Origin of the sequence: Desulfobulbus rhabdoformis (assembly GCF_016919065.1) — a bacterium.
Lineage (GTDB): Bacteria > Desulfobacterota > Desulfobulbia > Desulfobulbales > Desulfobulbaceae > Desulfobulbus > Desulfobulbus rhabdoformis.
The window spans coordinates 104,584-129,323 of the sequence record NZ_JAFFQA010000005.1 but is presented as its reverse complement, the minus strand read 5'-3'; the positions used below and the strand labels follow the sequence as shown (position 1 = coordinate 129,323).

The 24,740-nt window shown below is 53.1% G+C and carries 14 protein-coding genes; 10 read left to right on the top strand and 4 right to left on the bottom strand.

The window, feature by feature from the left end; all coding sequences use genetic code 11:
* Positions 1-60 precede the first annotated feature (60 nt).
* From JWJ90_RS04095 to JWJ90_RS04085, 3 genes are all read left to right on the top strand, one after another.
* A complete protein-coding gene (locus tag JWJ90_RS04095) occupies positions 61-3,276 on the top strand; it encodes an EAL domain-containing protein (protein WP_205225924.1) in 3,216 nt (1,071 codons plus the stop codon).
* Between the two features lie 330 nt (positions 3,277-3,606).
* Positions 3,607-3,960 carry a hypothetical protein gene (locus JWJ90_RS04090; RefSeq protein ID WP_205225923.1) on the top strand — a complete coding sequence of 118 codons (354 nt, stop codon included), beginning with the start codon at positions 3,607-3,609 and terminating at the stop codon, positions 3,958-3,960.
* Between the two features lie 14 nt (positions 3,961-3,974).
* The gene (locus tag JWJ90_RS04085; RefSeq protein WP_205225922.1) at positions 3,975-4,793 is read left to right on the top strand and encodes a DUF2145 domain-containing protein; all 819 of its coding nucleotides are present in this window, start codon (positions 3,975-3,977) and stop codon (positions 4,791-4,793) included.
* Between the two features lie 121 nt (positions 4,794-4,914).
* Here JWJ90_RS04085 and JWJ90_RS04080 read toward each other — a convergent pair whose 3' ends face one another.
* Positions 4,915-5,982, bottom strand: coding sequence for an iron-containing alcohol dehydrogenase family protein (locus JWJ90_RS04080; protein ID WP_205225921.1), 1,068 nt, complete (start codon positions 5,980-5,982; stop codon positions 4,915-4,917).
* Positions 5,983-6,237: 255 nt separating this feature from the next.
* On the opposite strand from JWJ90_RS04080, the gene JWJ90_RS04075 reads away from it, so the two are divergent.
* The gene (locus JWJ90_RS04075; protein ID WP_205225920.1) at positions 6,238-7,122 is read left to right on the top strand and encodes a DUF2971 domain-containing protein; all 885 of its coding nucleotides are present in this window, start codon (positions 6,238-6,240) and stop codon (positions 7,120-7,122) included.
* A gap of 31 nt (positions 7,123-7,153) precedes the next feature.
* On the opposite strand, the gene JWJ90_RS04070 is transcribed toward JWJ90_RS04075, so the two are convergent.
* Both JWJ90_RS04070 and JWJ90_RS04065 read right to left on the bottom strand, forming a co-directional pair.
* Entirely contained in the window at positions 7,154-8,023 is an 870-nt protein-coding gene (locus tag JWJ90_RS04070) for a PfkB family carbohydrate kinase (RefSeq protein ID WP_205225919.1), read from the bottom strand.
* A gap of 372 nt (positions 8,024-8,395) precedes the next feature.
* Positions 8,396-11,242 carry a PAS domain-containing protein gene (locus tag JWJ90_RS04065; protein ID WP_205225918.1) on the bottom strand — a complete coding sequence of 949 codons (2,847 nt, stop codon included), beginning with the start codon at positions 11,240-11,242 and terminating at the stop codon, positions 8,396-8,398.
* A 319-nt stretch (positions 11,243-11,561) separates the two neighbouring features.
* Between JWJ90_RS04065 and recC the strand changes: the two genes are divergently transcribed.
* The 4 genes from recC to JWJ90_RS04045 are packed head-to-tail and all read left to right on the top strand — an operon-like array spanning position 11,562 to position 21,023.
* Complete coding sequence (gene recC / locus JWJ90_RS04060) at positions 11,562-14,768, top strand: exodeoxyribonuclease V subunit gamma (RefSeq protein WP_205225917.1); 3,207 nt, start codon at positions 11,562-11,564, stop codon at positions 14,766-14,768.
* A complete protein-coding gene (recB, locus tag JWJ90_RS04055; protein WP_205225916.1) occupies positions 14,755-18,267 on the top strand; it encodes an exodeoxyribonuclease V subunit beta in 3,513 nt (1,170 codons plus the stop codon). The genes recC and recB overlap by 14 nt, the downstream gene beginning before the upstream one ends.
* Positions 18,264-20,090 carry an exodeoxyribonuclease V subunit alpha gene (gene recD / locus JWJ90_RS04050; RefSeq protein WP_205225915.1) on the top strand — a complete coding sequence of 609 codons (1,827 nt, stop codon included), beginning with the start codon at positions 18,264-18,266 and terminating at the stop codon, positions 20,088-20,090. The genes recB and recD overlap by 4 nt, the downstream gene beginning before the upstream one ends.
* Positions 20,091-20,093: 3 nt before the next feature.
* Positions 20,094-21,023 (top strand): selenium metabolism-associated LysR family transcriptional regulator, encoded by a 930-nt coding sequence (locus JWJ90_RS04045; RefSeq protein ID WP_205225914.1) that lies wholly within the window; start codon positions 20,094-20,096, stop codon positions 21,021-21,023.
* 16 nt (positions 21,024-21,039) lie between these two features.
* On the opposite strand, the gene JWJ90_RS04040 is transcribed toward JWJ90_RS04045, so the two are convergent.
* Positions 21,040-22,368: a hypothetical protein gene (locus JWJ90_RS04040; RefSeq protein ID WP_205225913.1), complete on the bottom strand. Its 1,329-nt coding sequence runs from the start codon at positions 22,366-22,368 to the stop codon at positions 21,040-21,042.
* Positions 22,369-22,745: 377 nt separating this feature from the next.
* On the opposite strand from JWJ90_RS04040, the gene JWJ90_RS04035 reads away from it, so the two are divergent.
* Together JWJ90_RS04035 and JWJ90_RS04030 are read left to right on the top strand one after the other, a co-directional pair.
* Positions 22,746-23,660 carry an ADP-ribosylglycohydrolase family protein gene (locus JWJ90_RS04035; RefSeq protein WP_205225912.1) on the top strand — a complete coding sequence of 305 codons (915 nt, stop codon included), beginning with the start codon at positions 22,746-22,748 and terminating at the stop codon, positions 23,658-23,660.
* Between the two features lie 407 nt (positions 23,661-24,067).
* Positions 24,068-24,520, top strand: coding sequence for a Fur family transcriptional regulator (locus tag JWJ90_RS04030; RefSeq protein WP_205225911.1), 453 nt, complete (start codon positions 24,068-24,070; stop codon positions 24,518-24,520).
* Positions 24,521-24,740: the final 220 nt, after the last annotated feature.

The window sequence follows — 24,740 nt, the reverse complement described above, 5'->3', positions numbered from 1 at the left end:
ATATCACCCTGTTTTCTCAAGATTTAGTTTTTAAGACGACATTCCAGCTCACAGATCTCAATGCATTCTTTTTTTTCGTTATTGCGTCAATATATTCAGCGTTTTTTCGTTACCTCTATGCTGCTCATTGCTCTGGGCTGTGGAACGGCCGATTGGGTAAAAGCGGCCTATGCGAAAGAACCACCACTGGAAAAGGTGCGACTTCAGCTCAAATGGATGCATCAGTTTCAGTTTGCCGGTTACTATGCCGCTCAAAAAAAGGGTTTCTTCAGGGATGCCGGATTGGATGTTACATTGCTTGCAGCCGAGCCTGAACTCAGACCAGCAGATGTGCTCATGGAGGGAAAGGCCAACTATGCGGTGATGTCACCGGTGGTCTTGATCGAGCGGAATCAGGGCAGGCCCTTTGTCGCATTAGCCTCAATTTTTCAACATTCTGCTTCCATTTTCATGGGTGTCCGCGGCCATGGCATTCAGGTCCCTCAGGATCTGCGCGGTAAAAAAATTATGTTCACTGCAGACAGGGATGCAGAAAATCTGGCCATGTTGGTTGCCAGTGGTGTGAGCCTGGAGTCCGTGCGTTCTGTGGACCATAGCTGGAATCTGGAGGATCTCATCAACGGCAAGGTAGATGTGCAGACCGCGTACCTCACCAATGAGCCCTATGTGTTACAACAACGTGGCGTAGACCCGGTGGTGCTGAAGCCGGTTGACTATGGCATCGATTTTTATGGGGACTGCCTTGTCACCACAGAGCAGGAGATTCGTCGGCATCCTGAGCGAACAGAGCATTTCCTTCAGGCCGTACGAAGAGGGTGGCGTTATGCCCTGGAACACCCAAAAGAGATTGCACAGCTTATCTGTGATGAATATTCGCAGCAAAAATCCATCGACCAACTGCTTTATGAAGCTCGTACCATGCGCGAGCTGATTCAACCCAACCTGGTTGAGATTGGCTATATGAGTCGAGAGCGTTGGCGTTTTATTGCAGAAACCTATGTGCGGTTAGGGATGCTTCCCGAAGAGTACTCACTCCACGATTTTCTCTATTCTGAAATTCTTCAGGAGTTGCAGAAACAAAAACACAGCAGGAATATTCTGCTGCTTGGCGGATTGTCCATTGCTTTACTTGTTGGCAGTGGAGGGGGGATCCTTCTTCTGTTTTTTACCAAGCGTCTCAATAGCGAGGTTGATAAACGAACCCATGCGTTGAGTGTGAGTGAACAGAAATTTCGCTCATTTTTCGAGTTGGCCAGTGTGGGCGTGGCCCAGGTCGACGCTTATAGTGGGCGCTTTTTAGAGGTGAATCAGCGCTACTGCGAGATTGTCGGCTACACGGAAAAGGAAATGCAGCAGTTCACCTTTCGCGATGTCACTGTGGCTGAAGACCTGGACCTTGATGTAGAGCAGCGCCGTGAGCTGATTAAGGGGACGATTCGGGAATTCACGGTGGAAAAACGCTACCAGCATAAAGACGGATCCGTGGTTTGGGTTATCCTTTCTGTCTCTGCCCTCTGGCAGCAGGGAGAGCGTGCCCATACCAGCCTGGCCATTATCCGCGATATCACCAAACGCAAAAAAGCCGAGGAAGACCTGGTCTTTGCTGCCAAGGTTTTTGAGCAGTCTATTGAAGGGATCGTGGTTGCCGACAGTGAAGGTTCTATCCTTCAGGTAAATCAAGCATTCACCGCTATTACCGGTTATGAGGCTCAGGAGGTGATTGGTGAAAATCCACGAATACTCAAATCAAATCATCATCCTCTCCCATTTTACGAATCCATGTGGCAGGAGCTGCTTCAAAAGGGGCACTGGGCAGGTGAGATTTGGAATCGGCGGAAGAACGGGGAAATTTATCCGGAGTGGCTCACGATTAACGCCATTTATGATCCCAGGGGGCGCATTACCAATTTTGTTTCTATCTTTCATGATATCACAGAGTTGAAACATCAGCAGGAGGCCCTTGAACACCAGGCACAGCATGATGCGCTCACCGGGCTGCCCAATCGCTTTCTTCTCAATGATCGCTTGCGGGAAGCGCTCAAACGCATGGACCGCAACCACCAGCGGGTTGCACTGATTTTTCTTGATCTGGATAATTTTAAACATATCAACGATGGTTTCGGTCACACCACCGGTGATGACCTTTTGGTTGAACTGTCTTCTCGGCTCAAAGACGCCTTACGTGCAGGGGATACCCTGTCCCGGCAGGGGGGCGACGAATTTTTAGTGCTTGTAAGCGATATCGAGGAGGTCGACGACGTCAGCACCGTGGCCCTGCGATTGCTTGCGTGTTTTGAAAAGCCCTTTTTTCATGAGGGCGTGGAGTTTTTCGTTACGGCCAGTGTCGGCATTACGATCGCGCCGGAAGATGGGGAGAATGCGGAGGTCTTGATCAAAAATGCGGATATGGCCATGTACCGGGCGAAGAATCTGGGGAGAAATAACTTTCAGTATTTTACTCCGGAACTGGATTCCAAGGCGCACCGGCGCATCTCTTTAGAAGCCAAGCTGCGCAAGGGGATCGAAGCCGAGGAGTTTGAGCTGCATTATCAACCCCAGGTGCATTGCGCCACCAATACGATTATCGGAGCCGAGGCCCTGGTTCGCTGGCGCAGTGAGGGGCAACTGATTTCACCGGTGGAGTTTATACCGCTGGCCGAAGAATCAGGGCTTATTTTACCCTTGGGCGCCTGGGTGGTGCGGACGGCAGCCCGTCAGGCCAAGCAGTGGCAGGATCAAGGGTATGAACTCGATATTTCCGTCAATATTTCTTCTCGTCAGTTTGTGGGCCAGGAGTTAACCAACCTGCTGCGCGAGGTGTTGTTGACAACGGGACTGCGAGGAGGGCGTCTTTATTTTGAAATCACAGAATCCATCCTCATGGAAGATATTGTCAAGGCCCAGGCAACGCTTGAAGAACTTCGTCAACTCGGCGGGAAATTTTATCTGGATGATTTTGGCACCGGTTATTCATCGCTTTCCTATCTCAAACGTTTGCCCTTGGATGGCCTGAAAATAGACCGTTCTTTTGTTAAGGATTTGGAAAACGACAGCGATAGCCAGGCTATTGCCAAGGCCATCGTTTCTCTGGCGCAAACGCTGAACCTCGTCATTGTGGCTGAAGGGGTGGAGACCGCAGAGCAGCTTGCTTTACTTGAAATGATGAGCAAAGAGACTATTGTTCAGGGATATCTGGCCAGCCGACCGCTGCCAGCAGATGAATTTGCCGCATTGCTGGCGCAGGATGAAGGGCTGTTGCCGGTTGGAAAAGAGTAAGTTGGTGCCCATCCAGAAATGGTCTTTTCAGAGTCTGCGTTTACCTGAACTTGAACAAAATCCTTATTTCTGGACAGGCACAAGTTGAGGGCATCTTGAATAATTGCTTTTTCTGCCAATCTCGCGGAGTCTGGCGCTTACCTCGTCATGCAAAAAAATTTTATCCTCGGAGGTAAGCGAAGACTCCGATATCTTGTATATGCCTGCGGTAAAATTGTTCGCAATCCTTGATCTTGATTGAAAAATCTAATTATTCAAGACACCCTTGAGTCCATACATTTCGCTACGCCCAAAGGTGAATTTTGTAAAAAAAAACAGAGTGAGGCTATTATGAAATCAGTTGTTCTTGTTGGTGTGTTTTGTCTTGGATTTGCTGCCTGGAGTTGTGCGACCTCCAATCAGGCAACCCATCATTCTGCCCAGGCGGTCAAGGAGTCTGGAGCTGCCAGCGCTCATGCCAGTGGCAGTGCCGCTCATGCGTTGGTCGGTTCGGGCCAGGTGACATCGGCGGTTTCTGCCGTCCCCATGGCAGCGAGTGGCGTGTCTTTGACGACTGTGGGGAAGGGCTCAAAATCAGCGGCCGCTACCCTGGAAAAGGCAGCCTCTGCACCTGCCCAAGAATTACCCCTGACCAAGGAATCCGTTATCACTGTTCCGCCGGATCAGGCACTCGATCAACCGTAATCCAGGGGGAACTCATGGTGGCAAAGATTTTCAGTGGCTTCATATTGGCATTCTGCTTGCTCTCTCATTCCCTTATCTGGGCAGCATCTGGCTCAAATGGTTTTAGCGTTTCCAGCAGCGCGACCAAAGAGAGCTTGCAGTATAGCCCAGAGCAAATTGTTCGTTTTGCTAAAAAGGTAGAAACGGTCATGGCCAAGAAAGGGGCCTATGTGGCCATCCTGGCCCGAAAGGGCCGACCGGCTTCGGAGATGCCCCAGGGGATGGTCTATACGCATACGGCCTTTGCCGTCTATTCAACCATTACCACAAAAGATGGGCGGCAATTGCCAGGGTATGCCATCTATAATCTGTATCAGCGGGCAGATCAGCCTGATGTCAGTGACCTGGTAACAGATTTCCCACCAGATTTTTTCGCCGGAGTAGCTGAGCTTGAGGCGGGACTTATTCTCCCTTCCCCCAAGCTACAACAGAGGTTGCTGGCCACCATTACTTCACCGACCTATGGTGCACTTCATGACTCGCACTATTCAGTCATTGCCAATCCTTTTACCCTGGGGCGGCAGAACTGTACTGAATTCGTGCTTGATGTGATCAATGCGGCGATCTATCAGACCGATGATATTACCCGCATCAAGATGAATGAGAGGGATTATTTTCAGGCACAGCAGGTTAATGTCAACCCGTTTAAACTGCTTCTAGGCTCCTGGTTCACGAGTGAGGTCAGTCTTTCTGACCAACCCGGTGATGCCGTCACCGCCACCTTTACCACGATTGGGGAGTACCTGCTTAAGTATGACAAGGGAGCTGAATTGCTAAGAGTGCTTCCTGATTAATCCCTGAATCCGTGATGGCGCGTGCTCACGGATTCAGGTAATCCTTCTTGCTCGCCCAAAAAACAAAAGGCCCTGTTGCTTTATCAGCAACAGGGCCTTTTAAATTTATTGAAACTGAAATTTACATCTTGCGATACATTTCCAAAACACGTTCTTTGGTCATGATCTGTTGCCAGTCTTTGCCAAAGCAGTTTTCCCAAAGCGGTGCAAGGCCCAGGGCCACATTGGCCATGGTGTCCATGGCTTTATCATCAAGCCCCGCAGTCAGATTGCGCGGCAGTTTGATGTCGTGTTTGGCCATCATCTCACGAAACTCTTTGACACCTTCCGGGTACACCTCGTCCAGATAGTCAAAGGTGATGCAGCAGCCGATGCCGTGATGGGTGCCAAGAACAAAGGCGAGTCCATAGGAGAGGGCATGGCAGGCGCCAACCTGAGAGTAAGCAATGGACATGCCGCCAAAGTAGGAGGCCATCATCAGTTTGTCGTCTTTATCGGGATGATCATCCAGAAAGACCTGGCGACAGAGTTCAATGGATTTTTCGCCGTAGGCGCGGGAAAACTCATTGAGGTAGGTTCCGTGGAGTGATTCCACATCATGGATGTAGCAGTCCATGCCGGTGAAAAACCACTGGTTTTTGGGCACACCGGCCAAGAGTTCCGGATCAAGAAGGATCTGATCATAGAGGGTGTAATCGGAGTTGATACCCAGTTTTTTCTCTGGCCCGGTGAGCACGGTGGTGCGGGAAATCTCTGCGCCGGTTCCAGCCAGGGTGGGGACTGCTGCATGCCAGACCGCCGGGTTTTTGATCAGATCCCAGCCCTGGTAATCAGCCGTACCGCCGGGGTTGGTGAGCATGAGCGAGATAGCCTTGGCAATATCCATGGTGGCTCCGCCACCCAGACCAATGACACCATCGGGCAGGCGGCCGTTAAAAGCCTTGACCTCGGCCACCAGCTTGTCGATATAGGCGGTTTTGGGTTCATCATCGACATTGACCAGCAAAAGCAGGTCACCGTTTTCCATGGGGAGACGGCTCTCCAGAGTCTTGCCTTTGAAGACATCGTCGAGAACGAAGACCATGTAAGAATCCGAAGTGACCCGTTTGGGTTTGAGGATGTCACCCAACTGATTGAAAGAGCCACGCCCAAAAATGATATTGGGGACTATTTTGAAATTTCTATACATCGGATAAGCTACCTTGTAAGAGGAATTGGACGCCGGGGGAATTAAAAAAAACACCCGACGATTAGAAACTGTGTGCTGGAATGCAGGCAGGTGCGAGTAATACACCGGTATACGATGAGCTGAGGGAGAAAAAAGACTCGACCACCATGCAAAATCAAACTGTTTTATCTACCAAGAAAAGGTGAAAATCTCAACCAGGATATGGCCTGTTTGTCGCGTGAAATCAGGTCGATTATACAAGGATAGATACGGAATATGAAGGGGATAGATACGCTTTCTCAGGAATTGTATGCCGATATACCCATGGCCACGCTTTACCATTACACCACCTTCACCGGGCTGCTGGGGATTGTAGGAACGCGAACCATTTGGGCAAGCGATGTCAGGTATATGAATGATTCCGCAGAATTGCGTCATACCGCTGACCTGATCAAGGCCGAGGTGCAGGAGCGCATTCACGGCGGTCATACCAATGGCAACCTCCTGGCTCAATTTGCCGACTGGGTAGCTTATCGTATAACCAATGGCCATATGCTTTTTGGCGCCTCATTTCGCTCCCATGGCAACCTGCTCAGTCAGTGGCGTGGCTACAGTGCGCCTGGTAAGGGGGTGAGCCTGGGATTTTGCCCGGATCATATTCTTCGCTGTGCGCGTAAACAGGAGTTCATGATAGGCAAATGTATCTATGAACCCCATCGACAGCGTGCCCTGATCAAGCAGGTGCTGGATGCGATGGAGCAACTGGCCGAAAAAGAGGCTGGGACCACCTCATCGGCCAGCGAACGCTCTCGCCTCTACCGCAAGGCCTTTGCCTCCATTGAAATCGATCTGTTGCGTATAGCCGCCATTCTCAAGCACCCCTCCTTTCGTGAAGAGAAGGAGTGGCGTATCGTCTCGCCGGTGATCGCCAACACGGCAGAGGCTCCTATCCTTTTTCGTGAGGGACATGCCATGCTTGTGCCTTATATCGAGTTTTCCCTTGAGCTTGATAGCGACCCGCCCGTGATGGATCACCTGTATCTCGGCCCAACCGTCAATATGAATATCTCAATGAATTCACTTAAAATGTTTCTTAAGCAGCACGGTATTGTTCCGAGGCGGGGGATTGATTACTGTCAGATACCTTTCCGTCAGCGCTAGAGATCACCCACATATGTGAGCATCTATCGATTCAGGCAATCTTTGCCTGTTCAATCCAGGCTCTGGGGCCCAGTGAAGAGCAGGAGAGACTGGCTACTTCTCCAGCCAGCTCAAGGCTGATGAGAAAGTCATTGCGCTCCAGAATGTAATGGCAAAAGGCACCGTGAAAAATATCCCCGGCTCCAAGCGTATCCACTGGTTTAATGGGCAGAACCCGGACCTGTGCGGTCCTCTCTTCGGTAAAGGCCAGAATGTCGTCGCTACCACGGGTGATGGCAATGTGGTTTATGCCCGCCTGATTGAGAGAGTGGAGTACGTCCTGTGCCGTAGTGCAACCTGGTGGGAAGAAGTTATCCGAGCAGATGGCAAAATCAACCAGGGGGAGGAGTTTTTCCAAGCCTTCCTTCCAGCTGCCGCCGTCAAGGATTACCGGAATCTCCATGATTTGCGCCCATTTGGCCAGTTGTATGGCCTGGGGCAGGTAATAGCCGTCAAGCATGAGCAGATCCGCATATTCCAAGGTGGTTTCGTTGACGGCGTCATGGCGCAGTTTGCGCAGGTCTGTGTTGGAGTAGACCACTGCCCGGTCCCCATTGGAAAGGTCCACCATGATGGAAGCCAGCACCGGAGGGCGTTTAGGCTGGTCGGTGCAATCGATCAGGTTGACTTTGTAATCCGATATGTCATGCTTGGCTACCTGGGCGAGGGAGTGTTGGCCAAGTCCGCTGATGAGAAAGGCATCGTTTTCAAAGGATGCAAAGGCTACCGCCGCATTGGTCGCCGGGCCACCGGCAAAGGCGATCTGTCGCTCTGCCTTGCATTTTTCGTTTGTATTGAGGTGGTGGGGGACGTAGTAGACGATATCTGTGGTCGCCAGTCCAAGAAAGATGCCTTTGTGCATAACGTATTTGGGTTAGGTAAAGTGAGTGTTTGTCTGTGGGGCATCTTGAATAATTGCTTTTTCTGCCAATCTCGGCGTTATGCGAAAAATTTTATCCTCGGAGGTAAGCGAAGACTCCGATATCATGTATATGCCTGCGGTAAAATTTTTCGCATGCCTTGACCTTGATTGAAAAATCTAATTATTCAAGACACCCACCCTGTGGTGTTTGCCGTAAACTTGCCAAGGGGAAGCTTATGGGTGCCTCGTCAAATTTTCTGCTAGCTCGATAGAGTGCATGATAGCGACTGGTAAGGTAAAAGAACAGGATGAATACAAAAAATCCAAGTGTTAATCCTGTGTCGTCTCTGGAGACAATGGTGCTTCGCAGCTTTAAGTATCCATTTTAAGAGTCATCTCCAGAGCAACGCGTACCGCTACACTCAAACCGTGCAGGTCCACCGGTTTCATCAAAAGATCACAGGCTCCTGCCTCGCGGGCAATGTCGTAGTTCAGCCGGTCCGAGTAGCCGGTACAGAGAATTACAGGAATTTTGGGATGCTGATTGCGAATTTGTTCGGTCAAATCCAGCCCGGTCATTTTGGGCATGGTTTGATCGGTAATAACCAGGTCGACGGGAGGCTCGGAGGCTGCGATCAGATCCAACACCTCCAATGGATGGGCCGTGGTGGTGATGGTGTATCCCAGATGCCCCAGCATCATGCGACAGGTCTCCCGAATTTCTTGTTCGTCATCCACAACTAAAATGTGTTCTTTCCCATGGGGCAGAGCAGTTTCACTGGCAAGCAGGTTGCCGTTGCCGTTATGGGCCACAATCGGTAACTGAACGGTGAACACAGTCCCTCTGTCCGGTTCTGACTGGACGGTGATCTCCCCGCCAAGCTCTCGGACGATACCATGGACCACGCTCAAACCCATTCCCGTGCCTTCTCCGGGTTGTTTGGTGGTGAAAAAGGGTGTGAATATCCGTTGCAGGGTCTCGTTTTCCATCCCCTGGCCGGTATCCTTAACAACCAGGATTGCCCAGGTTTTATCCTGGTTTTCAGTCTTGTCCAGCTGTTTGCCGCTCTGTTCGTAGAGACGGATGGTCAGTTTGCCGCCTGTATCCTTCATGGCGTAAAAGGCGTTGGCACAGAGGTTCATGACGATCTGCTGGATCTGTACAGGAGCCGCCACCACTTTGGCCTTTTCCGCCTCTATATTCTGGATAATTTCGATGGTCGCGGGCAGGGTTGCCCGCATCAAGCTGAGGCTTTCCTGGATAATGGGGGCCAGAATAATAGGGGAGAGTTCTTCTGCTGACTGCCGACTGAAGGTCAGGATCTGTTGGACCAGGTCGGCTGCCCGTTTTCCTCCCTGACGAATATGCATCAGGTTGCTGTGCAGGTCGCTCCCCGGTTCTGTCTGTAAAAGGGTCATGTCGGTAAAACCGATGATGCCCCCCAGAATATTGTTGAAGTCATGGGCAATGCCGCCAGCCAGGGTGCCAATGGCCTCCATCTTCTGGGCCTGGCGCATACGGGTATCTATCTCAACTTCATGGGTGATATCCCGCTGAACCAGGACGATATGGGTAATGGTCCCCTGGGCATCACGCACTGGAGAGATCGTGGCCGCGGCAACGAAGAGGCTGCTGTTTTTCCGTTGATTGACAATCCGTCCACTCCAAACCTCTCCAAGGGCGACCACATCTTCCATCTTCTGCTCAAAATGGGCATCTTGCTCTTTAGCCCAGAGCATGCTGACCGGATTGCCCATGCACTCACCGCGGCTGTATCCGGTCATCTCGCCCACAGAGATATTGACGTATTCGATGCTCCCGTCGGCGGCGGCGATAAGAACTGCTTCCTTGACCTGATCCACAGCCATGGCCAGTCTTCGTTGCCAGGCCAGCGCTCGCAGCTCTTCAGTAATATCTCTGAGCAAAACAATGCATTGAGGGTGCGCGCTGATGGTGGAGGCTGCTGCTGTCAGAGAGATGTCGTATTCTTTTCCCTGGGCGGTGCAGAGAGTCGCATGTTCTATGCAGATGCGTTCATCTGGAAGAGGACTCAGGATCTGGGCGAGCACAGCAGTGCGGCAATCTGGGTGCAGGTAGTCGCCAAGGGGATGGTCGATGAGTGCTCGCTGTTCTTCCTGGCCGAGTAAACGGGTGGCCTCAAGATTGGCATAGATCATGTTCTGCTGGGCATCAAGAACCACCACTCCCATGGGAACCAGATCCAACAGTTTGGCCAGCTTTTCCTCCATGGCCCGTCTTTCCTGTTCCTGCTTGCGAACATCCACAATTCCACAGAGGAAAAAACTCAGCAGACCAACCGCCACCACGGCAACACTGGTGACCAGGAGCCATTGCGAGCGAAATTCCGCCATGGCCCCCAAAACCTCTTTTTCCGGGGTGACAAGCAAAATCGACCAGGATTTTCCATGAGACAGGCGGACCGGGTAAAGCACCGCATACATGGGGCCTATTGATTTCGATTGCGGTAGGAGTGAGCTGCTGAGTTTGAGCAGTTGGTTTGTTCCCTTGTCAATCGCACGACTGAGTAGTTGGAGTTCATCCTCCTCCCCATGAAGGTCCTCGGATTGCTTGCCCAAGAGGCCTGGGTTCGGGCCATGCAGGATACTGCCAGTCTGGCTGAAGAGCAGCACATAACCATGTTGGTGAACAATGATTTGTCCAAGGGCCTGTTCTGCAATTTTTTGATAGGGGAAAGGAAAGGCCAGGCAGCCAAAAAATGACTTTCCTTTGACCATGGGGGCCATGAGAGCCAGGTGAGGTGGCCCATTGGACGTTCTGTCAAGCTCCCCGATTTCAACAAAGCTCTGGTGGTGCATGCCGGAACAGAGGCCGGTAGTGTTCTCTGCGCTGGTTTGTGCAGGATGAACAAAAAGAGGTTGGTCCGAAGGATCGAGGTAGAGAATGGAGTTGAGATCTTCCGGGTGAAACGAGTAAAACTCGCGCAAAAGTCCTTTACCACTCTCATCAAGCTGTTGAATCGATGGCTGCTGGCTCAGGTACATGAGCGCTTTTTCATAAGTTGAGAAATATCCCTGGAACTCGGTTGAGGCCTGACGAGCAAGGATGACCTGTTGGTTGTGAAAATTCTCAATGGTCTTTGAGCGCACCGCAAGGTAAGGCAGGTAAAAAAGACCGGCTACAAGCAACGTTGCTGTGAGTGCCAGAACAATAGGCTGATAGTTGATGCGGTGACTCATGGAAAAAATACGAAAAAGGGTTAAGCGCGGGCAAGGAACGACTCATGAAGAGTACTGTATGACGACGGGGTATTTCCCTATCGCTAAGATAACTATAGCAAATTCTCTGCAAATCCATAAAATAAAATAAAGAAATTAAGTATTTCTGATCATAGGGGCTACTTTTCCTCAAGGCATTGGCACTAAAGGATTTCCTGGTCTCCCCTCCTTGTCTGAGTCTCAGGAAGGGGGGCTTGCTGTACAGGGTAATTGCCTAAAATTGTGATTAATTTTCAGAAAAAATTATTTTTTTTAAACAGCCAAGAAATCGGAGTTGTCAGTGTTTTTGTATCAATCCAACCAGTTGGAACATCTTTTTGCCGCCCTGGCCATTAACCTGGCCCAGCCAGTGGATGACCCGCTTGCACCTGAAATTATCGTTGTTCAGAATCAGGGGATGGCGCAGTGGGTTAGTCGTCAGTTGGCCATGCAAAACGGCATAGCTGCCAATCACCAGTTTCCCCTGCCCGGTCGTTGCATCTGGGATCTCTATGATTGTTTGAGTTTAAATGAAGCTGGCGAGGATCTGTTTCAGGCTTCTATCCTGCGGTGGCGTATCTTTGCTTTGCTCCCCCAGTTACTTGCACAGCCGGGGTTTGCCGCTCCGGCGGCCTACCTGGAACAGGATCCGGAGCAGAGTCGTCTCTACCAACTCAGTGGCAAGATTGCCGATGTCTTTGATCAGTATCAGGTCTACCGTCCCGATATGCTTGAACACTGGCAGGAGGGGAAGGACGACCATTGGCAGGCAGTACTTTGGCGAGCACTCTGTCAAGGTGGAGAGGCCGAACGGGTGATGTTGGGGGCCTGGTGGAGGCAACAGCTTGAAAGGGGAGCACCGGGGAGTGAACTGCTCCCCGGGCGGCTGCACCTCTTTGGCCTCAGCGCCCTGGCTCCTGTCTATCTGGAGATATTTACCCAGGTGGGACAGCTTATACCCCTGCATCTTTACCACCTCAGCCCCTGTCAGCAGTACTGGGGGGATCTGGTCTCAAATCGACAACAGGCCTCCATGCGGGCAAGGGGGCGAATGGTTGGGGAAGAGTGGTATCATGAAGAAGGGCATCCTCTGCTGGTTTCTCTGGGGCGCACCGGACAGGATTTTTTGCAGCAGTTGCAGCTCTACCAGATGGAGGAGATCGATCTTTATCAGGAAGCAGAGGATCAGCATCTGCTTCTGGTGGTGCAAAACGATATCCTGGAGCTACGAGACCGAAGCAAGGCTCCTGATCTGAGGCGCCTGGTTGCGGCCACTGACCGTTCGATTCAGTTTCACTGCTGCTACTCTCCATTGCGCGAGATTCAGGTGCTCCATGATCGGCTCTTGGATCTGTTCTCAGCGTATCCTGATTTGACTCCCGGCGATATTCTGGTAAGTGCCCCTGATGTTGGCCGCTACGCGGAGGCGATCAACGGGGTCTTTGGTGAAACTCTGCCTGAGCATCGCATTCCCTGGTCAATTGCCGATCAGTCTTTTGTTTCCGAGCAGCCCCAGATTCGCTGTTTTCTGGATTTGCTGCAGCTTTTTGACTCACGCTTTACCGGGCCTGAGGTTTTAGCACTCTGTGAAAACCCACTGCTGCTGGCTCGTTTTGGCCTGGATGCTGCGCTGCTGCCCCAACTGCAGCGTTGGGTGCGCGATGCTGGCATCCGCTGGGGGCTTGATGGTGAGCACCGGCGTGAACTCGGAGTAGAGGTCGGTTCCATGCACAGCTGGCAGTTCGGCCTGGATCGGCTCTTGCTCGGTTACCTCATGGGAGAAAGCGACGGGGGAATAGGTTCTGTCATTCCCTATGGCGATCTGGTCATGGGAGAGGCGGAGTCCCTGGGCGGATTTTGTCAGCTCCTCTCTACCCTGGATCACTGGCAGCAGGCCCTGCGAGATACCCGCTCACCCCAGCAATGGTGTCTTGATCTGCTTGTCCTTGTTGATGACTTCTTTGCTCCTGAAGGGGAGGATGCCGGGCTGGGACTGATCAAAGAGACCATCGTCAGTCTACAAAACGATTTTCGTCTTGCGGAGTTTGATGCAGAGCTTGGCTACAGCGTAATCAGAGCCCAGCTTCAGGATCAGCTCTCGCAGACCAGTGGCGGTCAGCCCTTTCTCAGTGGCCGGGTTACCTTTTGTAATATGGTGCCCATGCGCTCTGTCCCCTTTCGGGTAATCTGCCTGCTGGGTATGGGGGATCAGGATTTTCCCCGGAGTCAGCGGCCCCCCAGTTTTGATCTCATGGCCGGTGAACCGCGCATGGGGGATCGCAACAGGCGAAACGATGACCGCTATCTTTTCCTGGAGGCGCTACTCTCGGCCCGGGATGTGCTCTATCTTTCCTGGGTGGGGCGCAGTCAACGAGATGAAAGCCTGAGTCCCCCTTCGGTGGTGATCAGTGAGCTTTGTGACTATCTTGACGCGAGCGCAATCCCACCAGAGGGAACTGATGAAGCAATTTCAGAGCAGCTGACCACGGTCCATCCCATGCAGCCATTTAGTCGCCGCTGTTATACGGGCAGTGCAACCACCGGGAGTTATAATCCTGCCTGGTTGCCGGCGGACAGTCTGGAAAAGCCCGAGCCTTTTTTACCCGGTCCGCTTGCCGCATCTGTGGATGAGGAAGTCGAGCTTGCCCAGCTTATAGGATTCTGGCGGCATCCAACCCGCTTTTTTTTAGAGCAGGGGCTTGGCCTGCGGCTACGGGCAGAGAAGCTGCGCATTGAAGAGAGCGAACCCTTTGTGCTCGACCATCTGGAGCGTTACCTTCTTCGCCAGGAGACGGTGGCAGCCGTACTCGCAGGGCAGGACCCGGAACAATTTTCTGCAAGCCTCCAGTCCAGTGGCCGTTTGCCCCAGGCTGGTTTTGGGACAATGCAGTTTGCCCAGACCCGGTCAGAAGCGGGAGCCATAGCCGAGGCCGTGGAACCACTGCTGCACCATCCATCCGATCCTGTGGAGCTTGACCTTGCAATTGGAAGCCATCGTCTGCGTGGCTGGCTGGGGAACCTCCACGCAGGGAGCCGGGTAAGCTGGCGTTCAGGGCGACTTAACGGCGCTGATCTCATGGAGTGGTGGATCAACCATCTCTGTCTCAATATGGTGCTCCCTCAAGAGCAGGACAGGTGCTCTCTTCATATCTCCTGGGAAAAGGAGAAGAAAGGGCACCTTGTGACCAGCAAACGGCTTACGCCGGTCCAAGAACCGCAGAAGGCCTTGCTTCGCTTGCTGGATCTCTATCAAGCGGGGCAGTGTCGCCCGTTGCCCTTTTTCCCTGAAACCAGTCTTGCCTGGGCAACAGCTAAAGAAGGGGGAGAGCTGGATGCGGCGCGGAAGACATGGGCTGGGAATTATCTGTGGTCAGGTGAGGGCAGCGATCCGGCCTATGGGTATTTTTATCCCCCTGATTTAGAGCCTTTTGACCAGGAGTTTGTTGCGCTCACCAGTCTGTTTGCGGAGATACTCTCTCATCAGGAGGATTATCATGCAACCGCTTAACCCGCTGCAGCTCCCGCTCACGGGAAGCCTGCTGCTTGAGGCCAGTGCCGGTACAGGCAAGACCTACACCCTGGCCTTTCTTTTTTTGCGTTTACTGCTTGAGCAGGGGCTGGCCGTTGATCAGATCCTGGTGGTCACCTTTACCCGCGCCGCCACCGGAGAGTTGCGCGATCGTATCCGCAGGCGTATTCGTGAGGCGGTGCTGGTGCTTGACGAGCAGGCTGAGCCGGATTCGCTTCTGGCCGAGCTTCTGGCGCCGCTTGATCGCTCGCAGGCCCGTCAGCGTCTTTTTGATGCTCTGGTACGTATGGATGAGGCTGCGATCTATACCATCCATGGCTACTGCCAACGTATCCTCCAGGAGCATGCCTTTGAAGCGGGAGGCGGGTTTGTGGTTGAGCTGATGGAAAATGATCTCGCCCTGCGTCAGGAGATCATGGAAGATTTTTGGCGAAGGCAGTTTTACGGGGCAGAGGAGAGCGAGGCAGCCTGGGCTCTGAACACCTTTGGCGATCCTGCGGGCCTCCTCCAGGCCCTGGATAAGGCAGCCACCAGCAACTGCAGGCTGATTCCAGAGGTTCAGCCTGATGAACTGGTAGCGTGTCGGCAGGCGGCTGAGGAAGCCTTTACTGAGGTGCGGCAGCTTTGGGAGCAAGCCTCTGTTGACGTGAGTGGGATTCTGCAGACAGATGACTGTCTGCTCCGTAACGAGAAGGCCTACCGACAAAGCGACCAGGTCCCGCAGCTCATTGCGCTTATGGAGGAGCTGGCTCTCTCTGCATCGATTCCCCTGCCTCTTCCCACAGGAGCGGAAAAACTGGCTTGGTCGGTGATGGCGACCCAACTCAAGAAAAAATGTCAGGAGCCCCCGGAACACCCCTTTTTTCATGCCTTTGATCGTTTGTATAAGTTGGCGGTAGAGCTTGATGAAAACAAGCGATTTTTCTTGCTGGCGCAAGCTCGGAGCAATCTGCAAAAGACCCTTGCCGCACGGAAGGGGCATCTGGGCCTGCTTGCCTTTGACGATCTCCTCGCTCTGTTGGATGGGGCCTTGGCTCGCCCCGGGAGTGGTGCTCATCTCGCCGATGAGTTACGTCATCGCTATCCTGTTGCTCTGGTGGATGAGTTCCAGGATACCGACCCGATTCAATACAGTGTGTTCTCCCGTATCTACACAAAGATGAAGGGGAGGCAGGGGACGTTCTGCATGATCGGCGATCCCAAACAGGCGATTTACTCCTTTCGTGGCGCAGATATCTTCACGTATATGCGTGCCCGGGAAGAGACTGAACAGGCAAGCCGGTACACCATGGCCACCAACTATCGCTCCACTCCCGCCATGGTGCAGGCCGTGAATGCAATCTTTCAACTGCGGTCGGATGCCTTTGTTTTCAGTGAGTCCATCAGTTTTCAACCGGTGGAGGCGGCCCCGGATATGGCTGCTCCGTTTCTCATGGACGGTGAGCCTTCTCTGCCTCTGCATGCACTTCTGCTTGACCGGGCGGAGCTGAAATCCGGTAAACGCCTCCTCATTAGTAAAGAGCGGGCCCAGGAAGCTGCAGTCGAGTTCTGCAGCGATCAGATCGCAAGGCTGCTGGAACTGAGCCGGGCGGGCCGGGTAACCCTTGGCGACAGGCCTCTAACGACTGCTGATATCGCCATTCTTGTGCGCACCCACCGGGAGGCCGAGGCCATGCAGGCTGGGCTTGCCAGGCGCGGGATCAACGCGCTCAGCCTTGGTCAGCATTCGGTTTTCACCAGCGATGAGGCCCAGCAGCTTGAGCTGGTGCTTGCAACGCTGGTGGATGGCAGCGATGGGGGGAGCATTCGTACCTGCCTGGCGACAGAGCTTTTTGGCTACAGCGCGAAACAAATCTTTACCTTTGCTGAAGACGATCAGGGATGGAGCGAACGACTTGCCGGGTTACAGGTCTATCGCCAGCTCTGGCAGGAACAGGGCTTCATGGCAATGTTTCAACACCTGTTGGCGGAAGAAAAGGTGACTGGGCGCTTAACCGGACGGATGGGAGGTGAGCGCAGCCTGACCAACTACCTGCATTTGGCTGAACTGCTGCAAGAAAGCCCTGCTGGTCTGCATGGTGCTGCCGCCTTGTTGCGCTGGTATCGCCATCAGCTCGAGCATCCTGATTCCGGGAGTGAGGCCCAGCTGATCCGTTTGGAAAACGATGAGGAGCTTATCCGCATTGTGACGGTGCATCGGGCTAAAGGGCTGGAGTTCCCGTTGGTTTTTCTCCCTTTTCTTTGGAACGGTCGACCGCTGATGAAAGAGGCTCCCCTGCAGTTTCACGACAGGGAGAGCAAGGAACTCTGTATCGATCTGAGAAAGGATACAAAGCATCGGGTTCTTGCCGATGAGGAGCGTTTGGCGGAGGAGCTGCGGCTCTTGTATGTGGCCCTGACCCGCTCCAAGTCATGTTGCTTTTTCTGCTGGGGCCAGATCAGCTCCATGGATCTGACCGGTCTGGCGTACCTGCTCCATGGTGGCGGGCCACCTCAACATGAGGAGGCAATGCGCACAGATCTGGAGAAAATCAACCAGCAGAAACCGCTACTGGCGTTATCCTCCATGCCAGAGAGTTTTGTCCAGACCCGGTTGACGCAGGAAGAGGAGAGCCGCCCCTTAGCTCCACTGCGTTTTAGAGGGCGGATTCTCCCCGGCTGGACCATGACCAGCTACTCCCGACTGAGCTCGGAGAGGAAGGGCCCCCTCGATGCCACCGAATGGGAAGAGCCGCGAACTGTCAAGGCATCACCGGAAGAGGACTTTTACTCCCCCTTTAGTTTCCCCCGGGGGGCCGCAGCAGGAACCTGCCTGCACAGTCTGTTTGAACATCTTGATTTTCGCCAGTCGGCTCAAAGTCAGGAGGAGTTTGTGCTCACGACACTTGTCCAGGGAGGGTTTGATCCCCGCTGGCAGGATGGGGTCTGTCGTTGGTTGAATGATGTTCTTGCTGTGGAACTGCCCGGAGCCTGTCCCCTGGGCGAGCTGCATGTGAACGATCGGATCAATGAGCTTAATTTTCTTTTTCCCCTGGAGCAGGTACCTATGCCCCGTTTTAATAGTTTGCTGGAGCAGGCAGGCTTCACTCCTCTGGCTCTTGCTGCTTCAACCTTGCAGGGGTTGATGAAAGGCTTTATTGACCTGGTCTTTCGTCATCAGGGGTGCTATTTTATTGTTGACTATAAATCCAACTATTTAGGTGCAGATGTCACCGACTATGGGCCAGAGTCGCTACGCGCCTGCATGGAAAGTCATCAGTACCATCTGCAACTGCTCATTTATACCCTGGCCTTGCACCGTTTTCTTAAAACCCGTGTAGTCAACTACAGCTATGATGAGTATATAGGCGGCGTGTATTACCTTTTTTTACGGGGGATGAGCCAGGATGCCGCCCCGGGAAATGGAGTGTATGCCCACCGTCCGGAACGGGAGTTGATTGAAGCGTTGGATCGTTGCTTTCAGGGGGAGCTGTCATGATTGATTGGCGCCAACTCTCCCAAATCTCGAACCTGCGCGCTCTGGATCTCCAGGCCGGTCGGCTTGTCGAGCGCCTGGGGCAAGAGGATTTGCCCGCAGTGCCTTTGCTGGCCGCGCTCACAAGTTGGGCCGCAGGCCAGGGGCACACCTGCCTCCCTCTGGGTACGGTCGCAGCACTTGCAGAAGAGCTGAATGTGCCAATGGCTGTGTTGCAGGATATGAGCGAAATGCAGCAACAGCTCAACGCTTCATCCATGGCAGGGAGAGCCGATACATCTCTTCCGCTTATCCTCGACGAAGATAATAAGCTCTTTCTGTACCGGTATCATCGCTGTGAAGCGACTATTGCCCAGGTTCTCGCTCAGCGAGTCACCCAGGTCTTGCCTGTGGATCAGGAACGGGCACTCCCCCTGCTTGATCAATTATTTCCGGCCAGCGCACCGGGCATTGACTGGCAGCGAGCAGCCGCGGCCCTGGCACTGTATAAATCGCTGGTGGTCATCTCCGGAGGTCCGGGGACGGGAAAAACCTATACCGTGGCACGTATCCTCGCTCTGGTGCAGCAGTTGGCCAATCAGCCTCTGCGCACCGCTCTCGTGGCGCCTACGGGAAAGGCGGCGCTTCGGTTGCAGGAATCCATTGGCCAGGCCAAACAAGGTCTTCCCCAAGAAGCCGAGAAAATTTTGACGCTCAAAGCCCAGACCCTGCATCGTCTTTTAGGCTATCAGGCACACAGGGCGGCCTTTCGCCATAATCGCCACAACCCGCTCCATCTGGACCTGTTGGTGGTTGACGAGGCCTCTATGATCGATGTCAGTTTGATGGCAGCCCTGCTTGAGGCCCTGCCATCTCACTGTCGTCTTGTTCTCTTAGGGGATCGCGATCAGCTGGCCTCGGTGGAGGCTGGCAATCTTTTCGCGGATATTTGCGGACCGGAAAATATGGTCTGGTCGCAGGCCCAGTGTGCCCGTCTTGCCCCGTTGCTGGGAGGGGAAATGCCGCAGGCAGAAAACGCATCCAATCCCCTGGCAGACTGCCTGGTCCTTTTGCAAACCAGCAGGCGTTTTGCCGCAGGATCGGGGATAGGAGCCCTGGCCCAGGCCGTCAATGCGGGCAATGGGGAAATGGTGAAGGGTATTATTGATAGCCAATGGTCGGATGTACGCTGGCTGGAGACGAACGTTTCTGCCCCCGCTGGGCAGCAGCCTCATGTGCGCAAGCAAATACTCCAGTTCCTCACCCCCTTGCTTGCCGCCAAATCCCCTCAGGCAGCCCTGCAGGCGTTGGGACAAAGACGAATTCTCTGTGGGCTTCGCGAGGGACCGGGCGGGGTAGCCGGTGTGAATCATCTGGTGGAACAGCACCAGCGCAGGCAGCAGCTCATAGGCCCGGAGGCCCGGGTGTATGCAGGGCTGCCGATACTCATCAGCCGCAACGATTACTCCCAGGGGCTTTTTAACGGAGATACAGGTGTCCTCTGGCCTGACGCAAAGGGACTCATGCGCGGTTGGTTTGAGCAGGAAGATGGATCGCTTCGTTCTGTTGCTCTTGCCCAGTTGCCCGCATGGCAGGTGGCCTACGCCATGACGGTCCATAAATCGCAGGGATCGGAATTTGATCAGGTCTTGCTGCTCCTGCCCCAGGAGGATGCGCCGGTCCTGACCCGTGAACTGCTCTATACAGGCATTACCCGGGCGAGGCAGCAGCTGATTCTCTGCGCGCCCCTGGAACTTTTCTTGCGAACCACAGGCAGGCAGGTTATTCGTTATTCGGGATTACCACGCAAGATGACAACTCCACCCCCACAATTAAACCAGGAGTAAAGGATGGATATCAGAAAATTGGATGTGTTTCGTAAGGTGGTTGAGCTGAAAAGTTTTACCAAGGCGGCCGAGGCTGCGCTGCTTTCCCAGCCTACTGTGAGTGAACACATTCGAAATCTGGAAGACGAACTCGGCCTGAAACTGGTCGATCGGCTCGGTCGAGAGGTTGAGCCTACCCCGGTGGGCATGGTGCTCTATCGTTACGCTGTGCGTATGACGCAGCTGCAGCAGGAAGCCCTGCAGGCAGTGGCCCGTTATAATGGTGATCTCAGCGGAGAGCTGCGCATAGGATCTTCCACCATACCTGGTGCCTATATCCTGCCGAGGGTAATCAGTTCCTTCTGCAGCCGTTATCGAGAGGTCAAGCCGGTGATGCAGCTGAACAGTTCCCGCGCCGTGGCTGCTCAGATTGTTGAGGGCAACGTTGATCTGGGCATGGTTGGGGCGATATGGAACGAGCGTGGCCTGGAGTGGACCGCTGCATTCTCCGATACCCTGGTCCTTGCGGTCAACCCCCTGCATCCGCTTGCAGAGGCCGAAAAGGTGAGTGTCGTCGATATGGCGAAACTTCCCTTTATTCAGCGGGAACAAGGGTCTGGTACCAGGAGGGTCGTGGCTAAAATGTTTGAGAAAAAGGGCATTCGAGAATCAGAGCTGCAGGAAGTGGCGATTCTTGGTTCCAATGAGGCCGTGCGGGAGGCCGTCAAGGCTGGTCTGGGGGTGGCGATAATCTCTTCTCGCTCTGTGTCTCAGGATGTGCAGTGCGGTACCCTGGTGTCCATCGATATTGACGATGAGGCGGCCCAGCGGCCTATTTATCTGCTGCAGCGAAAAAACCGTGAACTCTCGCCGGTGGCAACCGCCTTTGTTGAGCACTTGCACAAGGCAGCGGCCCTGGAGGGATCGGTTCAGCTCGACCGAACCGATCCCTGATCAGTATGAAAATTTTTCAGGTAAGGGCTTGGTCGCTATCCTCTTGAGGCTGTATCTGGTTTTCGAACTGGGTTCCAAAATTCTGCTGTAACTGGTTCTGTTGCTGCAACCAATCAAAAAAACGTTGTTGTTGGTTGTCTGTGCGTGCCATGCTCTGAAAGCGTTGCCCGGTGAGCATCATCTTTAGCCGCAGTCGCTGCATACCAACTATGTCACGCAGGGATTGCAGGGCAGGTTGATTCTGCTTTGCCTGGGCCCAAAAGGCATCGATTCCTTCCTCCGATTCGCTGTTGTCTTGCTCTTCTTCAAGGGCCAGGTCCACCTCCTGCATCGGGCGCACTTCGCCATCTTCGGTGAGAAAGATCCCCTCGGCCCCAATCATGCCCGAGACCGAGCCATCCTCACGCCGGAGTTGGTACTCGGTTCCCGCATGGGTGATGGCAATGGCGCCGACCCCGGCCTCCTTGAGGGAACAGAGTTTTTCTTCACCTGTCTCATCCCTGGTCCAGATAGAAAGTTGACTAAAGATCGGGTCATTTTCATCGATCCAGAGATTGGCATCGCTGTCCAGCTCTGCCAATTCTCCATATCCAGAGCCGCTCTCCGGCCCAAAAAGTTCAGAACCATCATTGATAATACCATCGCCATTGCGGTCAAAGGCAAGAAAACCGCAGCCACTGCCCGGGCAGGCCAGATCCTCCATCTCGCCGTCACTGTCGATGTCGAAAAGGAAACTGGTGTCCGAAAGGAGGGGGGAATCCAGGTCGAACTGGAGCATAAGAGGGTCGATAAACAGGTCATTGACGGCAAAAGAGCTGGACTCCATGGCCACGGTCTCCTGCTCCAGAGCCAGTCCGAGGTCAAAATTGATTTCTCGGCCATCACTTGTCTGCACGCTCCCCTGGGCAGAGAAGAGCAGAGATGTCGCCTCGCTGTAAACCTGGCTGTTGACGAAAGAGATTGATGATTGCCCCGTCGTGACGAAGGGCGATTGTTGGTCTGGTTGAAAAATACCGTCGGTGTAGAGGGCGCTTTGCATGGCGCGGATACGGACCGACTGGCCTGTGACCTGACTGCTTATTTGCTCGAATACAACTTTTTCAGGTTGATTTTGGTCTCCAGACTCGCTGGAGGCTGGTGGGGAGCCGTTTGCCTGACAAACTTCAGAATGACAGCTGATGGTTGTTTTTTGGGAGCTGGCAAGCATCGACTCCAGGTAAAGGCCAAAGGCATCAGATTGTCCGGTTGCCGAGGTAGAGGTACTTGTCAGACTGCTGAATCGTTGTTCTACTTCCTTGTAGGTTTGCGACGCATCCATGCTGAGGGTGGCCGCTGTGATGTACATTGTTCCTCCTGAAATTGAGTGAAGGGGAAGAGTGTAGACGCACCCCATGCAATCTCCGTCTTTCCTGGACAAAAATGCACTGTTGACGTCCGTTGATAGGGTGTGGCCTTGTGAGGCAAACAAAAAAGAGCCACAGCTTTTGTATCGGTCTTTTGCCAGAAGGAATTAAGCTCTCTCCTGACTCTGTGACGGCCCATGGGCTCTGAACAACGTTATCCCATCAATGAAACAAAGATTTTTGAACAAATTCATTTGTTGTCCGGCTTCTCCCTCCGTCACGGATTCTCTGTTTGACAAGGAAGGAAAACACGCCTATTGGTGTAATTAATACCTGGATCCGTGATAACGGGTGCTTGCTCAACAAACGGAGGATCACGATGACAACCCCACTCAAGGCAATGGTGCTTGCCTCTTTTGCAGCGGACAGTCTGTCCCTTGGTGCCCACTGGATCTACGACACCACAGAAATTGATCAAAAATTTGGAAGGATCGAAGAATTCATTGCTCCTGATGAAAACTCTTTTCACAGGGGCAAGAAGCGCGGGGCCTTTACCCATTACGGGGACCAGGCATTGGTCCTTTTGGAATCAATCGCCGCTTCGGAAGGGTTTTCTCTGAGTGCCTTTGCCAAGACATGGCAAACAATGTTTTCAAACTACTCCGGTTACAGAGATAAGGCCACCAAAGCCACTCTGGAGAATATGGAAAAGAACCTCGCCCTTGATCAGTGCGGCTCGACCTCCTCAGATCTCGGAGGCGCGGCACGTATTGCCCCGCTGGTGTATCTCTATCAGGGGGATGGAGAGCGTCTCTTGAAGGCCGTACGTGAACAGACCATGCTCACCCATAACAATCCGGCAACACTTGCCGGGGCCGAGTTTCTTGCTCATCTTGTGAGAGTGGTACTGGGCGGTGCTGATCCCGCTGCAGCCATGGAGGCCGCGCTGGAGGAGGGCGTCAATGACCTTGATCTTGATATTCGCATTCGCAGTGCCCTTGATTCTGCCGACAAGGAGAGCCGTACGGTGATCAAGCAGTATGGTCAGATGTGTGGTATCGCCGCCGCACTACCCGGTGCCTTGCACCTCATGCTGCGCTACCCGGACGATCTCAAGACCGCTCTGGTTGAAAATGTCATGGCCGGTGGTGACTCAGCAGCCCGTGGACTGGTCGTGGGAATGGTACTGGGGGCGCGCTTGGGTTGGGAGGCGATACCTCAAAGTTGGCTTACGTCAATGCTTGCGGCCCCTCATATCGAAGAGCTGTTGACCGCGCTTGATGCCAGAGCCTGATAGCTGAAAAGGGGATTCTCCATTGACGGGCTGCACGTTACCAGCTAGTAAAAAGTCATACCTGGATCCGTGAGCATTCATTGGTGTGTTAGCTTCGCTGTTTGTGACATGTCGATTAAATTAAACTTTATCGGCTTGTTACGAACAGTGAAGGTGGCGTATTAATGGGTGCCCCAAAGGGCGGCGGGTGAAACTGAAGAGCAAATAAATTAGTTTGAAAATTTCTGCATTATCAACTGAATATGTTATTCAGAGACCATCCGCCGTCACGGATTCAGGTCATATTTCCTTTTTGAGGCAAGTATGTGGTTGGCATGGTCCCCTGATCCGCTAAATTTAATCGTTCGTTACGAGGATGCGGGGGGCTTCTCTCATCCTTTTGTTTCGGGCCCGAGCGTATAGATCGTATGGCAGAGAAAAAATACCAGGAGCAACTGCAACATTTTGAGGCTATCTGCAAGGATGCAGGCCTCAAGCTGACCCATCAGCGTCTTGTCATCTATACAGAGCTGATCCAGTCACACGATCATCCCTCAGCAGAAGCTCTGTATAAAACTCTGGAGAAATCGCTTCCTTCTCTTTCTCTTGATACGGTCTACAGGACCCTGGCCACCTTTGAAAAACTTGGCCTGATCCACCGCTTGGAGACTGTTTCCAGCCAGGCCCGTTATGAAGCTCTGGGTGAGCGGCACCACCATTTTCTCTGTGACGAGTGCAGCCGGGTCTATGATTTTTTCTGGCCAGCCTTTGACACCATGCGTCTTCCCGAAGAGGTTGATGAGCTTGGTGAGATTGATCGCACCAGTGTGGTCGTCCATGGTGTCTGTTCTCAGTGTCGGGCCGAGAAAAAGAAACGTTAGCTCCCAAAATATCAGCCCCATCTCAGGGATGGACGTTGCCTACCTGTCGATACTGTTCCTCTTAATGATTTGTTTAAAAAATAATTTTTATTGAGTTTTGCGCTTTACTCCTAAAAGAGAATGATTATTCTGTGCAGCATTGAAAGGTTTCCAGTCAGTTACAAAGAGATTGGCACCTGGCTACAGATTGTATTCGTGAGCTTTTTTCGCTCGGCAGATA